Here is a 13,007-nt window from a genome sequence, read left to right as displayed (position 1 = left end):
CGCCCTCAGCCGGCGAGCACGGCGTAGGAGGAGCGGAGCCGCTTCAGCCAGAACTCCCGTCGGTCGTCGCTCGCCGCGTGCCGCCGCAGCAGGTCGACGTCGACGTCGACGCGGCGCACCTCGATCGCTCCGTCCACCGGCAGCAGCGGCGCTCGCGTCACGTCGGCCGCCAGCAGCGCGGCCGTTCCCAGTCCGCAGTCATGCCGCAGCTCGGGCATCGCGGCGGCGAGGTGGGCGCCCATGCTCAGCCCCACCGAGGTGTCCAGGGCGCTCGACACGACGACCGGCAGCCCGGCGGCGGCGACGATGTCGAGCGCGGCCGTGATCCCGCCGAGGGGCTGCGCCTTGATCACGAGCAGGTCGGCGGCCCCGGCCCGGGCGACGGCGAGCGGGTCGGCGGCCTTGCGCACGCTCTCGTCGGCGGCGACGGGCACGCCGAGCCCGGCGGTGCGACGCCGCAGCTCCGCGAGCTCGGGCACCGTGGCGCACGGCTGTTCGACGTACTCCAGGGCGTACGGGGCCAGGGCGACCAGCGCCTCCTCGGCCTGCGCGACCGTCCATGCTCCGTTCGCGTCGATGCGCACGCGACCGGTGTCGCCGATGTACTCGCGGGCGGCGGCGACGCGGGCGACGTCGTCGCGCAGCGTCTCGCCGGGGTCGGCGACCTTCACCTTGACAGTGCGGCAGCCGGGGTAGCGGTCGAGCACCGTCCGCACCTCGCCGGGAGCGACGGTCGGCAGCGTCGCGTTGACGGCCACCGAGGAGGCGCGGGTCGTGTGCTCGACGCCCCACCCGAAGTCGATGGTCGCCGCCAGCCAGGCGCTCGCCTCGGCGGGGCCGTACTCGACGAACGGGCTGAACTCGGTCCAGCCGTTGGGGCCCTCGACGACGAGGGCCTCGCGGGCGTCCAGGCCTCGGAACCTCGTGCGGAGCGGCAGCTGCACGACGTGCGCGTCGTCGAGCAGATCGGCGAGCGGGGGGAGGCGCGGCGCGGCGCGCGGGGCGGGGCTGCTGTTCGACACGGGGCCAGTCTCGCACCGCGGGCTCGACCCCGGGCGGCCCCTGGCGCACCCTGGGGTTGGGTAGCATCGTGGGCCATGGCCGCAGCAGAGAACGACCCGAACGACCCGACCACCCGCCCGGCCGCACCGGAGGGCCTCGACATCCTGGCCGACGACGCCTCGGGCGTCGAGGTCGGCGATCGTCCTGCGGCATCTCGGCGTCTCGGTCTCGTGATGTTCGTGCTGGCGCTCGCTCTGCTGGCCCTCGACGGGATCGCGGTGGCGCTCCTGGCCGGAGACCTGGTCACCCCGGCCGCGACGATCGCGCTCGTCACGATGCTGGCCTCGATCGTCGTCGGGGTCGTCGCGCTCGTCGCGGTCGTCCTCCGCCGCGGTCGCTGGTTCGCCGTGGCGGCGGTTCTTCTCAGCGTGCTGGCGAACCCGTTCGTGCTCGTCTTCCTGCTCGCCCGGGTGCTCCCCGCCTTCTGACCCGCGCCGCGGTCACCCGCACCCGATCACCCGCACCCGGGCGTCGGCGGCCGGTCGTAGGCTGGGGCGCATGAGCGACGCCGTCTCCGACCTGTTCGACCCCACCGAGTGGCGAGAGGTCGACGGGTTCGACGGCCTCACCGACATCACGTACCACCACAGCGTCGACGGGCGGGTGGCGAGGGTCGCGTTCGACCGGCCCGAGGTGCGCAACGCCTTCCGTCCGCACACCGTCGACGAGCTCTACCGGGCGCTCGATGACGCTCGGATGAACAGTCGCATCGGCGTCGTCCTGCTGACCGGCAACGGGCCGAGCGCGAAAGACGGCGGGTGGGCGTTCTGCAGCGGTGGCGATCAGCGCATCCGCGGTCGCGACGGCTACAAGACCGAGGGCGATCAGGCGAACGTGGCCGACCCGGCGTCGGCGGGCCGCTTGCACATCCTCGAGGTCCAGCGCCTCATCCGCTTCATGCCGAAGGTCGTCGTCGCCGTCGTGCCGGGGTGGGCGGCCGGCGGCGGCCACTCGCTGCACGTCGTCTGCGATCTGACGATCGCCAGCCGCGAGCACGGCAGGTTCAAGCAGACCGACGCCGACGTCGGCTCGTTCGACGCCGGCTACGGCAGCGCCTACTTCGCGAAGCAGATCGGTCAGAAGTTCGCCCGCGAGGTGTTCTTCCTGGCCGAGGAGTACAGCGCCGACCGCGCATACGAGATGGGCGCGGTCAACCGCGTCGTCCCGCACGCCGACCTCGAGCGCGAGGCCCTCGCGATGGCGCGCACCATCCTCACCAAGTCGCCGACGGCGATCCGCATGCTCAAGTTCGCGTTCAATGCCACCGACGACGGCATCGTCGGGCAGCAGGTCTTCGCGGGGGAGGCCACGCGCCTGGCGTACGGCACCGACGAGGCCGTCGAGGGTCGCGACTCGTTCCTCGAGAAGCGCGAGCCCGACTGGTCGCCGTTCCCCTGGCAGTACTGATGCCCGTCGTCGACGCCGGGCTCGCGAGTCGGGCGTCGCGAGGCCGGCACCGCGAGCCGAGGAGGCGCGGCGCATGACCCGCCCCCTCCGCCCGATCGACGCCCGTGACCAGGGCGCCGTGCTCGAGGCCCTCCGGGTCGCCCTGGCAGGTGGCCCGGCCGTCGCGCCCCGCACCGACGACCGGGTGCCCGACGACCTCCCCGCGACCGTCCCGGTGGCCGTCGCGCTCGTCGTCGAGACGAGCGGGTCGACCGGTCATGCGAAGCGCGTCGCCCTCTCCGCCGACGCCCTCCTGGCCGGGGCTGCCGCCGCCGACCAGGCGCTGTCCGGTCCGGGTCAGTGGCTGCTCGCCCTGCCCGCCCACTACATCGCCGGTCTGAACGTGCTCGTGCGGTCGATCACCGCCGGCACCGAGCCGGTGCTGCTCGGGCCGGGCGGCTTCGATCCGCGCGCCTTCGCCCGGGCGGCCCGGCGACTCGACCACCCGGTGCGCTACGTCTCGCTCGTGCCCGCCCAGCTCGCGGCCCTGCTCGACGCCGCCGAAGCGGAGCGGGGGTCCGAGGCCGCAGAGGCCGGGTCCGCACCCGACGACGCCGGTGTCACCGGGGCCCTGCGCGGGTTCGCGGCGGTCCTGGTCGGGGGGCAGGCGACGCCGGCGTCCCTGATCGCCCGAGCGCGCCTCCTCGGCGTCCCGATCGTCCGCACCTACGGGGCGAGCGAGACCTCGGGGGGCTGCGTCTACGACGGGGTGCCCGTCGGTCGCACCCGGGTCGAGATCGTCGACGGGCAGATCGAGCTGAGCGGGCCGTCGCTGTTCGACGAGTACCTGGCCGACCCCGAGCGGACGGAGGCGGCGCTCACGACGCGCGACGGCCTCCGCTGGTACCGCACGGGCGACCACGGCACGGTGTCCGACGAGGGCGTGCTGACCGTGACGGGACGCCTCGACGACGTCATCGTCTCCGGCGGCGAGAAGGTCTCGCTCGGGGTGGTCGAGCGCGTCGTGCGCGAACGACCCGGACTCGACGCCGCCGTCGTCGTGCGCTCCCCGCACCCCCGGTGGGGCGAGGTGCCCGTCGTCGTGACCACGGGCGCGGCGCCCGATCTGCTCGAGCTGCGGCGGGCGGTCGTCGAGCGTGCAGGGCGGGCGGCCGCGCCCGATCGCGTCGTCGTGCTGGCCGCGCTGCCGCTCCTCTCGAGCGGCAAGCCCGATCGTCGCGCCCTCGAGCGCGCGGTCGGGGGCGACCGGCCGAACTAGAATCGGGCCGTGGCGAAGACGAAGAGCAAGAAGGCACGACCCGGCGGACGACCCGGCGGGCGACCCGGTCGGCAGCCCGCGCGGCGGGTGACCGCCCGCGACTGGATCGGCGGCGCTCGTCTGCGCACCCTGCCCCTGGCCGTGGCGCCGGTCGCGCTCGGCACCGGCGTCGCCGAGGCCAACGGGTCGAGCGACCTCCTCCTCGCCGTGCTGTGCCTGGTCGTCGCCGTCCTCCTGCAGATCGGCGTCAACTTCGCCAACGACTACTCCGACGGCATCCGGGGCACCGACGCCTTCCGGGTCGGGCCGTCGCGGCTCACGGCCTCGGGGGCCGTCCGTCCCCGCAGCGTCCTCCGGGTCGCGCTCGGCTCGTTCGCCGTCGCCGCCGCGGCCGGTGTCGCCGTCGTGATTCTCTCAGGTCACTGGTGGCTGCTCGCCGTGGGGGCCGCCGCCGTCGTCGCCGCATGGTTCTACACCGGCGGCAAGCGCCCCTACGGCTACAACGCCCTCGGCGAGGTCTTCGTCTTCGTGTTCTTCGGCCTCGTCGCGACCGTCGGCACGACGTACGTCCAGCTCGACCGGTTCCCGGCCGACGCCTGGATCGCGGGCGTCGCATCGGGGCTCTTCGCCTGCGCGGTGCTGATGGTCAACAACATCCGCGACATCCCCCAAGACGCCGCCGCGGGCAAGCGCACCCTGGCGGTCGTGGTCGGCGACCCGGTCGCGCGGGCGCTCTACGCGCTCTTCCTGCTGCTGCCGTTCTTGATCCTGGCGTACTTCGGGTTCCTGTACTTCGATGCGCCGTACGTCTACTTCACGCTGATCGCGGCCATCCCCGCGGCCATCATCGGCGTCACCGGTCGCACGCCGCGCGAGCTCATCCTCGCCCTGCAGCTGTCGTCGCTGACGGCGCTGCTGTGGGCGTTGGCGCTGTCGGCGGTCCTGTACTTCTAAGCTCCAGCCCGGCTGCGGCCGGGCTGCGGCCCGGTTGCGGCCCGCTCGACGCTCAGACGTCGTCGCGGTCGGAGCGGCGGATCTCCTCGTCCTCGGCGATGTCGTCGCCGTGACGCGTCTCGGGCTTCGATCGACGCTCGGCGAGGTCGAGGGCGACACGACGTCGGAGCGGTGCGAAGAAGATGTACGAGACGCAGAGCCCGACGATCGCCGCGACGATCGTCGCGATGTAGGGGTCGATGCGGATCACGAGCAGGACGGCCAGCGCCACTGCGAAGATCCCGAGACGGATGAACGTGTACTTGACCCAGGGTTTCACCCGGCGATTCTACGGCGGCGAGACCGTGCCCCAGCCGGGTGGATCACAGGTCGGCCACGGAAGGGCCCACGGTCAGGATCCGCACCGGGACGCCGCCTATAGTCGAGGAATGGTGAGGTTGTACGTCGTTGGCATCGTGATCGCCGCTGCCTTCATCATCTACGCCCTGGTCGACTGCCTCTTCGCCGACGCCTCCAGGTTCCGTGCTCTGAACAAGCCCCTCTGGGCGTTGATCATCGTCGTCCTGCCCGTGATCGGCGCCATCCTCTGGTTCCTCCTCGGCAAGAACCGCAAGAACCGGCAGCCCGAACGGCGCCGGTTCGTCGCTCCCGACGACGACCCCGAGTTCTCCGGTCGCTCGGCCTCCAACATCAGCGATCTCGACCGCGAGACCACCGACGAGCGCATCCGTCGCCTCGAGCAGGAGCTCTCCGAGCTCGACGAAGACGGCAAGACGGGCACGGCGTAAGCCGGCCATGTCCAGCGACCGCGACGATCAGTCGAGCGGCAGCCCCGCGACGGATTACGCCGTCGAGCTGCTGTCCGCCCTCGTCGACGTCGGCGTCCGCGATGTCGTCCTCAGCCCCGGCTCCCGTTCGCAGGCGCTGGCGCTGGCCGCCGCCGAGCTCGAGCGCTCGGGGCGGATCCACCTCACGGTCCGTATCGACGAGCGGTCGGGGGCGTTCCTCGCCCTCGGGCTGGCCGTCGAGACCGGCGCACCCGTCGTCGTGATCACGACCTCGGGCACCGCCGTCGCCAACCTGCACCCGGCCGTCCTCGAGGCCCATCACTCCGGGGTGCCCCTGGTGCTGCTGACCGCCGACCGACCGACCGAGCTGCGGGGCATCGGCGCCAACCAGACCACCCACCAACCCGGTCTCTTCGGTCGCGCGGTCGCGTTCGTCCGCGACGTCGAGGCTCCCGTCGAGGGGCCGGTCGACGTCGACGCCGTCCGCGCCCTCGCGCACGACGCCGTCTCCGCCGCCCTCGGCCACCGGCAGGCGGCCGGGGGTTCGCCGTACGGCGATCTGCCCGCCCCCGGGCCGGTGCAGCTGAACATCGCCTTCCGAGAGCCCCTGTCGGCGCCCGTCGTGCGGATCCCCGACGCCCGCCCCGATGCGGTGACCCGCGCCTCCCCGGTGTCCCGTCTCGCCCTCGAGGTCGACAGGGTCCCGGCGACGATCGTCGTGGCCGGTCACGCGGCGACGGACGAGGCCGAGCGAGTCGCCCGTGCCCTCGGTGCGCCGCTCGTGGCCGAGGTCTCGAGCGGCGCGCACTTCGGCCCCAACCTGGCGCTGGGCTATCGGGCGCTGCTCGGCGAGCACGCGTTCGGCGGCGCGGTGCGACGCGTGATCGTCTTCGGTCACCCCACCCTCACCCGGCAGATCCCGGCACTGATCCAGCGGTCCGACGTCGAGGTGATCGTCGTCCGCGGCTCGTCGCCCGAGGCCTACGACCCGGGCCGCGACGCCCGCGTGGTCGACGCCGTCGATGTCCCCGAGGGCGCCGCGGCAGTCGAGCCACGGCGGCACGGCCGACACCAGGCCGATGCGGCGGCAGTCGACGACGCCACGGCCCTGGCGACGGCCACCGCCACGGTGACGGCCACGGGTGCCGCCGCCGACGGCCCGTCGCCCGACGACCGCCCGCATCGCGCCTGGGTCGGTCGCTGGGTCCAGGCCGGACGACTCGTGGTCGGCGACGACGAGTCCGCGCCCGACCTCGAGTCGGCCACGAGCGACGAACCCGCCGAGCGGGCCGCGTTCCTCCGCGGCGAGGTGGCGCTGCTGCGTCGTGAGGTCTCCCGTCGCGCCCTGGCCGAGACCCTGTGGCGCGTCACCTGGCCCCACGACCGACTCGTGCTCGGTGCGTCCCGCCTGATCCGGGAGGTCGACGAGGTCGTGCCCGGCAAGCGCATCCCCGTGCACGCCAACCGGGGTCTCGCGGGCATCGACGGCACGATCGCCACCGCCACCGGCATCGCCTACGCGAGTCAGCTCGACGAGTCGCGCCCGGGGGTCACGCGGGTGCTGCTCGGCGATCTCACCCTGCTCCACGACGTCGGCTCGATGCTCTTCGGCGACGGCGAGGTGAGACCCCGCCTGCAGGTGATCGTCGGCAACGACGGCGGGGGGACGATCTTCGACGGGCTCGAGGTGGCGGCCACGGCCCCCGCCGACGCGATGACCCGTGTGCAGTTCACCCCGCACAGCGTCGAGCTGTCGGCCCTGGCCGCGGCCTACGGGTGGCAGTACTCACGCGCGGGCACCCGGGCCGAGCTCGACCGTGACCTCGCCCGACGCTGGGACGGCCCTGTGCTGATCGAGGTCCCGCTCGTCCGCTGACCCGCCGACGGCGGCTCGACGTCCGGCCTCCGGGCGGCCGGCTCACGGCCTCCCGCGGTCTTGGTCCCCGCTTCACGCCCGAGTCGTAGGCTCGACCCATGGCCAAGACCTGGACGACCCCGCCCGCCGTGTCCCTCCGAGCCGACGACGCCGTCGACCTGGCGGCGATCGATCCGTCGTCGACGCCCGGGTTCGCGGGAGACAAGCAGTACGCCGCGCAGTCGCTCGAGTCCGGTCGTGACACTCTCGGCGACCTGCAGGAGAGATTCTTCGCCTCCAGCCGCCATGGCGGCGACAAGGGTTCCGTGCTGCTCGTGCTGCAGGGCATGGACACCGCGGGGAAGGGCGGCATCGTCCGTCACGTGGTCGGAGCCGTCGATCCTCAGGGCGTCGCGCACCACGCCTTCAAGACCCCGACGGAGGAGGAGCTCGCGCACGACTTCCTGTGGCGCGTCCGCCGCGAGCTGCCGGGCCCGGGCATGATCGGCGTCTTCGACCGGTCGCACTACGAGGACGTCCTGATCGGCAAGGTGCGCCGCCTCGCCTCGCCGGAGGAGGTCGAGGGTCGTTACGACGACATCGTCGAGTTCGAGCGCGAGCTGGCCGAGGCCGGCACGACCGTCGTCAAGGTGATGCTGCACATCTCGTCCGACGAGCAGAAGTCGAGGCTGCGCGAACGACTCGACCGCCCCGAGAAGAACTGGAAGTACAACCCCGGCGACCTCGACGAGCGCCTGCTCTGGAACGACTACCAGGAGGCCTACCAGACCGCGATCAGGCGGACGTCGACCGACTCGGCTCCGTGGTACGTCGTCCCCGCCGACCGGAAGTGGTACGCCCGGGTGGCCGTGCAGCGCCTCCTGATCGACGCCCTGGCGGCACGCCGCCCGGAGTGGCCGAGCGCCGAGTTCGACGTCGAGCTCGAGAAGACCCGCCTCTCGTCCACCTAGGCGCCGGAGGCCCCGCGGGTCGCCCGCTCGCGGCCGTCTCAGCTCGGGGTCGTCTCAGCGCGGGGTCGCCTCAGCGCGGGGCCGCCCGCAGCGACGCCCCCGTGCCGCGCGGCAGGCGGAGACCCTCGACGATGCTGACCAGAGCCAGAGCCGCCAGCACGATCAGGGCGATGCGGTAGCCGGTCGGGTCGCCGACGCCGGTCGTCCCCAGCACGCCGTCGGCGATGCGGACCACCAGAGCTGTCAGAGCGACCCCGAGTCCGACGGCGAGCTGGCCGGTGATCGACGACAGCGCGTTCGCCGCACCGAGGCGCTCGGGCGGCACGTCGGCGAACTGCAGCGTGTTGTAGGCGGTGAAGCCGACCGAGCGGAACACCCCGCTCGCGAGCAGCACCAGGGCGATGACCACGGGCGACGTCTCGGCCGTCACGAGGGCCGCCCCCACGAACGTCGCAGCGAGGCCGACGGTCGAGACGGTGACGATCGGGATGACCGCGAGACGCCGCAGCAGCGGCGTCGTGAACGGCTTGACGCCGAGGTTGCCGACGAAGACCCAGGTGAGCATCAGACCGGCCTCGGCGGGCGACCACCCGAAGCCGTCCTGCAGCAGCAGGGGCACGACGAAGGGCACCCCGTTGACGACGGCGCGGTAGACCGAGCCGCTGAGGTTCGTCACCCGGAACGACGGGATGCGGAACGCCGTCAGATCGAGCAGGGGGTGCGCCACCCGACGGAACCAGCGGCCGGCGGCGAGCATCAGCAGCACCGCGAGCACGAGCAGCCCCGCGCCCGTGACGGCGGTCGGGGCGCCGCCGAGCAGCTCGAAGGCCACCACCCCCGACACGACCGCGGCGACGACGAGGCCGAGCCCGACGACGTCGAGACGGGCGCGCGGGGCACGAGGCACGGCCGGGATCACGCGCCACGCGGCGACCAGCAGCGCCGCCCCGACGGGCACGTTCACGAGGAACACCCACTGCCAGCCGAGGTGCTCGGTGAGCAGGCCGCCGACGAGCGGCGCGATGACCGGTGCCACCAAGGCGGGCCAGGTGAGGTACGCGATGGCGCGGATCAGCTCCGACTTCTCGGTGCTGCGCAGCACGATCAGGCGCCCGATCGGCACCATCATGCTGCCGGCGAGACCCTGGACGGCACGCGAGGCCGTCAGCGAGACGAGGTCGCCGCTGAGCGCGCAGGCGAGCGAGGCGACCGTGAACAGCACGATCGCGGCCAGGAACACCCGACGTGCGCCCCACCGCTCGGCGAGCCAGGCCCCGAGCGGGATGAACGCCGCCACCGCGACGAGATAGCTCGTCACCGCGATCCCCACCTCGGCGGGCACGACCTCGAAGTCGCGGGCGATGGAGGCGGTGGCCGTCGACAGGATCGTAGCGTCGAGGTTCTCCATGAAGAACGCCGCGGCCACCACCAGCGCCACCGGTCGCGACCACGACCCGGGTGCGGACTCCGCGTCGAGCGGGCCGGGCCCCGCGGGATCCCGAGGAGGCGCGGGTGGCGTCACTGCGCGAACGCCCCGACCACGGGCTGGAACTTCATGCGGGTCTCCGCGACCTCGCGATCCGGCACGGAGTCGGCGACGATGCCGGCCCCGGCGAAGGCCCGGACGGTGCCGTCGGGGGAGACCTGGGCGCAACGGAGCGCGATGGCCCACTCGCCGTCGCCGTCGGCGCCGACCCAGCCGACCGGGCCGGCGTAGCGACCGCGGTCGAACGGTTCGAGCTCTCGGATCAGAGCCAGCGCCTCCTGGGTGGGGGTGCCGGCGACGGCGGCCGTGGGGTGGAGGGACGCGATCAGGTCGAGAGAGCTCGACCCGTCGGTGAGGCGGCCTCGCACGTCGCTCGCGAGGTGCCACAGATTCGGGAGCTTGAGGGTGAACGGCTGCTCGGCCGTGACGATGCCGTCGGCATGCCGACCCAGCGAGAGCAGGAGACTGCGGAGCGCGTACGAGTGCTCGTCCAGGTCCTTCGGCGAGGTCGCCAGAGCGTGGGCCGCGCGCTCGTCGCTCGCCGCGTCGACGCCCCGGGCAGCGCTGCCGGCCAGCACGCGCGCCGTCACCTCGCCGCGCTCGGTGCGGACGAGCGTCTCGGGGCTCGCGCCGATCAGCCCGTCGACCGCGAAGGTGTAGCAGTCGGGGTAGGCCGTCAGGAGGGTCGCGGCGACGAGGCGCAGATCGGCCTCGGCGGGGATCCGCCCGACGAGGTCGCGGGCGAGCACGACCTTGCTGACGTCGCGGTGCTCGATCGCCTCGACGGCGCGGGCGACGGCGTCGGCGTAACCCGCGGCCGACAGGTCGCCGTCGGTCAGTCGCAGCCGGACGGAGGCGCCCACCGGCATGGCGGCGGGCGTCGCGGCACCGTCGACCCTCGTGATCCAGGCGACGCCGTCGCGACGACCCAGCACGATCCGAGGCACGATCAAGACGCTCGTGTCGGTCGACTCGTCGTCGAAGGCGAACGAGCCGAAGGCGATCAGACCGCTGCCGGCGACGCCCACCTCATCGTCGACGGTGGCCCGGGCGGCGACCTCGCGCCAGGCGTCGGCCGCGTCGGTCATGCGGGTCGGACCGGTGAACTCGAGCCGGAGGGCCTCGCCGATGCCGGCCATCCCGGCACCGCCCCGGACGAAGATCAGGGGGTCGCGTCGATCGACGACGTCGAGGAGGGGGCTGATGTGGTCGATCCGCGTGCTGCGCACGGACAACGACGGGGCTCGGAACGACGGGAGGTCCACCGCGACAGACTACTCGCGGAGCGTGCTTCACACTCGGGCTATGCACCGGAGGTGCCGGTAGGATCGCTCCTCGTGACCAAGGCCGACATGAACAAGCAACCCGCAGAGGTCGCGTCGATGTTCGACGGCGTCGCCGCGAACTACGACCGCACCAACGACGTGCTGTCGGCCGGCAACGCCGTCCTCTGGCGCGTGGCCACCGTGAAGGCAATCGGGGCGGGCCCCGCCGACAGGGTCCTCGACATCGCAGCGGGCACGGGCACCAGCTCGGCGGCCATCGCCAAGCGCGGTGCCGAGGTCGTCGCCCTCGACTTCAGCCACGGCATGGTCGAGGTGGGGCGGAAGCGCCACCCCGAGATCGAGTTCATCGAGGGCGACGCCGAGAAGCTGCCCTTCGACGACGCGACCTTCGACGCCGTGACCATCTCATTCGGCCTCCGCAACGTCAACCGCCCCCAGGTGGCGCTCGCCGAGATGAACCGGGTCCTCAAGCCCGGCGGTCGCCTCGTCGTCTGCGAGTTCTCGACGCCGCCCTTCGGTCTGCTGCGCGCCGCCTACCGCGCCTACCTCCGCTTCGGCATGCCGTTCATCGCGCGCTTCGCCAGCAGCAACGGCCCGGCCTACACCTACCTCGCCGATTCGATCGCCCAGTGGCCCGACCAGCAGGTCCTCAGCCAGTGGCTGCGCGGTGCGGGCTTCAGCCGCGTCGCCTACCGCAACCTGTCGTTCGGCATCGTCGCGTTGCACCGCGGTCGCAAGCCGTCCGCTCCGTCGACCCGCGCCTCCTCGAAGAAGCGGGCGACCTCGTGAGCGCGGGTGGGCCGACGACCCACCGCAACAGCCTCGGCACCTCGCTCGGGCTCGGCGAGAAGCTCTTCGCGACACCGGCCGAGCGGCGCTTCGTCGCGGCCGTCGACAGCGGGCTCGAGCTCGTCGAAGAGGGCCTGCTCCGCGAGATCGCCTTCGCCGACGAGATCGCCGACGCGACCACCCGCTACCTGCTCGCCGCGGGCGGCAAGCGGGTGCGTCCGACCCTGACCCTCCTCATCGCCCAGCTGGGCGACGGCGCGACGCCGGGCATCGTCGCCTCGGCCCAGGCCACCGAGATCACTCATCTCGCGTCGCTGTACCACGACGACGTCATGGACGAGGCGCAGATGCGCCGCGGGGTGCCGAGCGCGCAGGCCGTATGGGGCAACAACGTCGCCATCCTCAGCGGAGACCTGCTCTTCGCCCGGGCCAGCACCATCGTCTCCGGTCTCGGCCAGGAGGCGATCCTGCTGCAGGCCGAGACGTTCGAGCGGCTCTGCCTCGGTCAGCTGCACGAGACGATCGGGCCGCGCGAAGGCGACGATCCGATCGCCCACTACATCGACGTGCTCGCCGACAAGACCGGCTCGCTCATCTCGACGGCGGCCCGCGCCGGCGTCATGTTCAGCGGCGCACCGCGCGAGTACCTCGCGCCCGTCGCCGAGTTCGGCGAGAAGATCGGCATCGCCTTCCAGCTGATCGACGACGTCATCGACCTCTCCGACCAGCCCGCCGAGACGGGCAAGAAGGCCGGCACCGACCTGCGCGCCGGTGTCGTCACGCTCCCCGTGCTCTATCTGCGCGAGCTCGCCCGCACCGACCTCGAGGCCTCGGCGCTGCTCTCCGAGATCGACCGCCTCGTCGAGGCGACCCACGGCGACGTCGACGGGGCCGAGGTCGACGAGTCCGCGCGCAACGCCGCCGAGACCACCCTCGACGACGAGTTCGCCGACGTGGTCCGGCGTCTGCGCGAGCACGACGTCACCGAGCGCACCCGCCTCGAGGCCCACCGGTGGGCGCGCGAGGCGCTCGACGCCCTCGCCCCGCTGCCCTCCGGCCCGGTGAAGAAGGCCCTGACCCGCTTCGCCGATCGAGTGGTCGAGCGGTCCGCCTGACCGGCACCGCCCCTCCTCGTCCCCGAATCACGCATC

At 73.0% G+C, this 13,007-nt stretch carries 13 protein-coding genes; 9 read left to right on the top strand and 4 right to left on the bottom strand.

Annotation, left to right across the window (positions count from 1 at the left end):
- Nucleotides 1-5: 5 nt before the first annotated feature.
- A complete protein-coding gene (locus tag ACZ6JE_RS05585; protein ID WP_464318399.1) occupies nucleotides 6-1,022 on the bottom strand; it encodes an o-succinylbenzoate synthase in 1,017 nt (338 codons plus the stop codon).
- A gap of 75 nt (nucleotides 1,023-1,097) precedes the next feature.
- On the opposite strand from ACZ6JE_RS05585, the gene ACZ6JE_RS05580 reads away from it, so the two are divergent.
- The 4 genes from ACZ6JE_RS05580 to ACZ6JE_RS05565 all read left to right on the top strand — a co-directional run bounded on the left by ACZ6JE_RS05580 (nucleotide 1,098) and on the right by ACZ6JE_RS05565 (nucleotide 4,681).
- Nucleotides 1,098-1,490: a hypothetical protein gene (locus ACZ6JE_RS05580; protein ID WP_464318398.1), complete on the top strand. Its 393-nt coding sequence runs from the start codon at nucleotides 1,098-1,100 to the stop codon at nucleotides 1,488-1,490.
- 70 nt (nucleotides 1,491-1,560) lie between these two features.
- On the top strand, nucleotides 1,561-2,469 hold the full coding sequence (locus tag ACZ6JE_RS05575) for a 1,4-dihydroxy-2-naphthoyl-CoA synthase (protein ID WP_464318397.1): 909 nt from the start codon (nucleotides 1,561-1,563) through the stop codon (nucleotides 2,467-2,469).
- 73 nt (nucleotides 2,470-2,542) lie between these two features.
- Nucleotides 2,543-3,727: an AMP-binding protein gene (locus ACZ6JE_RS05570; RefSeq protein ID WP_464318396.1), complete on the top strand. Its 1,185-nt coding sequence runs from the start codon at nucleotides 2,543-2,545 to the stop codon at nucleotides 3,725-3,727.
- 9 nt (nucleotides 3,728-3,736) lie between these two features.
- A complete protein-coding gene (locus tag ACZ6JE_RS05565) occupies nucleotides 3,737-4,681 on the top strand; it encodes a 1,4-dihydroxy-2-naphthoate polyprenyltransferase (protein WP_192058814.1) in 945 nt (314 codons plus the stop codon).
- Between the two features lie 52 nt (nucleotides 4,682-4,733).
- Here ACZ6JE_RS05565 and ACZ6JE_RS05560 read toward each other — a convergent pair whose 3' ends face one another.
- A complete protein-coding gene (locus tag ACZ6JE_RS05560) occupies nucleotides 4,734-5,000 on the bottom strand; it encodes a DUF4229 domain-containing protein (protein ID WP_192058812.1) in 267 nt (88 codons plus the stop codon).
- Nucleotides 5,001-5,109: 109 nt separating this feature from the next.
- On the opposite strand from ACZ6JE_RS05560, the gene ACZ6JE_RS05555 reads away from it, so the two are divergent.
- The 3 genes from ACZ6JE_RS05555 to ACZ6JE_RS05545 all read left to right on the top strand — a co-directional run bounded on the left by ACZ6JE_RS05555 (nucleotide 5,110) and on the right by ACZ6JE_RS05545 (nucleotide 8,295).
- Entirely contained in the window at nucleotides 5,110-5,469 is a 360-nt protein-coding gene (locus tag ACZ6JE_RS05555; RefSeq protein ID WP_192058810.1) for a PLD nuclease N-terminal domain-containing protein, read from the top strand.
- A 7-nt stretch (nucleotides 5,470-5,476) separates the two neighbouring features.
- The gene (gene menD / locus ACZ6JE_RS05550) at nucleotides 5,477-7,345 is read left to right on the top strand and encodes a 2-succinyl-5-enolpyruvyl-6-hydroxy-3-cyclohexene-1-carboxylic-acid synthase (protein ID WP_464318395.1); all 1,869 of its coding nucleotides are present in this window, start codon (nucleotides 5,477-5,479) and stop codon (nucleotides 7,343-7,345) included.
- Nucleotides 7,346-7,443: 98 nt separating this feature from the next.
- Nucleotides 7,444-8,295: a PPK2 family polyphosphate kinase gene (locus ACZ6JE_RS05545; protein WP_464318394.1), complete on the top strand. Its 852-nt coding sequence runs from the start codon at nucleotides 7,444-7,446 to the stop codon at nucleotides 8,293-8,295.
- A 70-nt stretch (nucleotides 8,296-8,365) separates the two neighbouring features.
- On the opposite strand, the gene ACZ6JE_RS05540 is transcribed toward ACZ6JE_RS05545, so the two are convergent.
- On the bottom strand, nucleotides 8,366-9,817 hold the full coding sequence (locus ACZ6JE_RS05540) for an MFS transporter (RefSeq protein ID WP_464318393.1): 1,452 nt from the start codon (nucleotides 9,815-9,817) through the stop codon (nucleotides 8,366-8,368).
- The gene (locus ACZ6JE_RS05535) at nucleotides 9,814-11,046 is read right to left on the bottom strand and encodes an isochorismate synthase (RefSeq protein WP_243215409.1); all 1,233 of its coding nucleotides are present in this window, start codon (nucleotides 11,044-11,046) and stop codon (nucleotides 9,814-9,816) included. The genes ACZ6JE_RS05540 and ACZ6JE_RS05535 overlap by 4 nt, the downstream gene beginning before the upstream one ends.
- A 72-nt stretch (nucleotides 11,047-11,118) precedes the next feature.
- Here ACZ6JE_RS05535 and ubiE point away from each other — a divergent pair, with 72 nt between their 5' ends.
- Both ubiE and ACZ6JE_RS05525 read left to right on the top strand, forming a co-directional pair.
- Entirely contained in the window at nucleotides 11,119-11,856 is a 738-nt protein-coding gene (gene ubiE, locus ACZ6JE_RS05530; RefSeq protein ID WP_243215408.1) for a bifunctional demethylmenaquinone methyltransferase/2-methoxy-6-polyprenyl-1,4-benzoquinol methylase UbiE, read from the top strand.
- Nucleotides 11,853-12,971, top strand: coding sequence for a polyprenyl synthetase family protein (locus tag ACZ6JE_RS05525; protein ID WP_464318392.1), 1,119 nt, complete (start codon nucleotides 11,853-11,855; stop codon nucleotides 12,969-12,971). The genes ubiE and ACZ6JE_RS05525 overlap by 4 nt, the downstream gene beginning before the upstream one ends.
- The last annotated feature ends 36 nt before the right edge of the window (nucleotides 12,972-13,007 follow it).

This window comes from Frigoribacterium sp. AC759, from assembly GCF_979256015.1.
Note: the sequence above shows the minus strand (reverse complement) of the source record. Positions and strands in the feature narration are given on the sequence as shown.

Coding starts and splice junctions, on each gene's coding strand:
- ACZ6JE_RS05580 (WP_464318398.1), top strand. CDS start 1,098: ATGGCCGCAGCAGAGAACGACCCGAACGACCCGACCACCCGCCCGGCC.
- ACZ6JE_RS05575 (WP_464318397.1), top strand. CDS start 1,561: ATGAGCGACGCCGTCTCCGACCTGTTCGACCCCACCGAGTGGCGAGAG.
- ACZ6JE_RS05570 (WP_464318396.1), top strand. CDS start 2,543: ATGACCCGCCCCCTCCGCCCGATCGACGCCCGTGACCAGGGCGCCGTG.
- ACZ6JE_RS05555 (WP_192058810.1), top strand. CDS start 5,110: ATGGTGAGGTTGTACGTCGTTGGCATCGTGATCGCCGCTGCCTTCATC.
- menD (WP_464318395.1), top strand. CDS start 5,477: ATGTCCAGCGACCGCGACGATCAGTCGAGCGGCAGCCCCGCGACGGAT.
- ACZ6JE_RS05545 (WP_464318394.1), top strand. CDS start 7,444: ATGGCCAAGACCTGGACGACCCCGCCCGCCGTGTCCCTCCGAGCCGAC.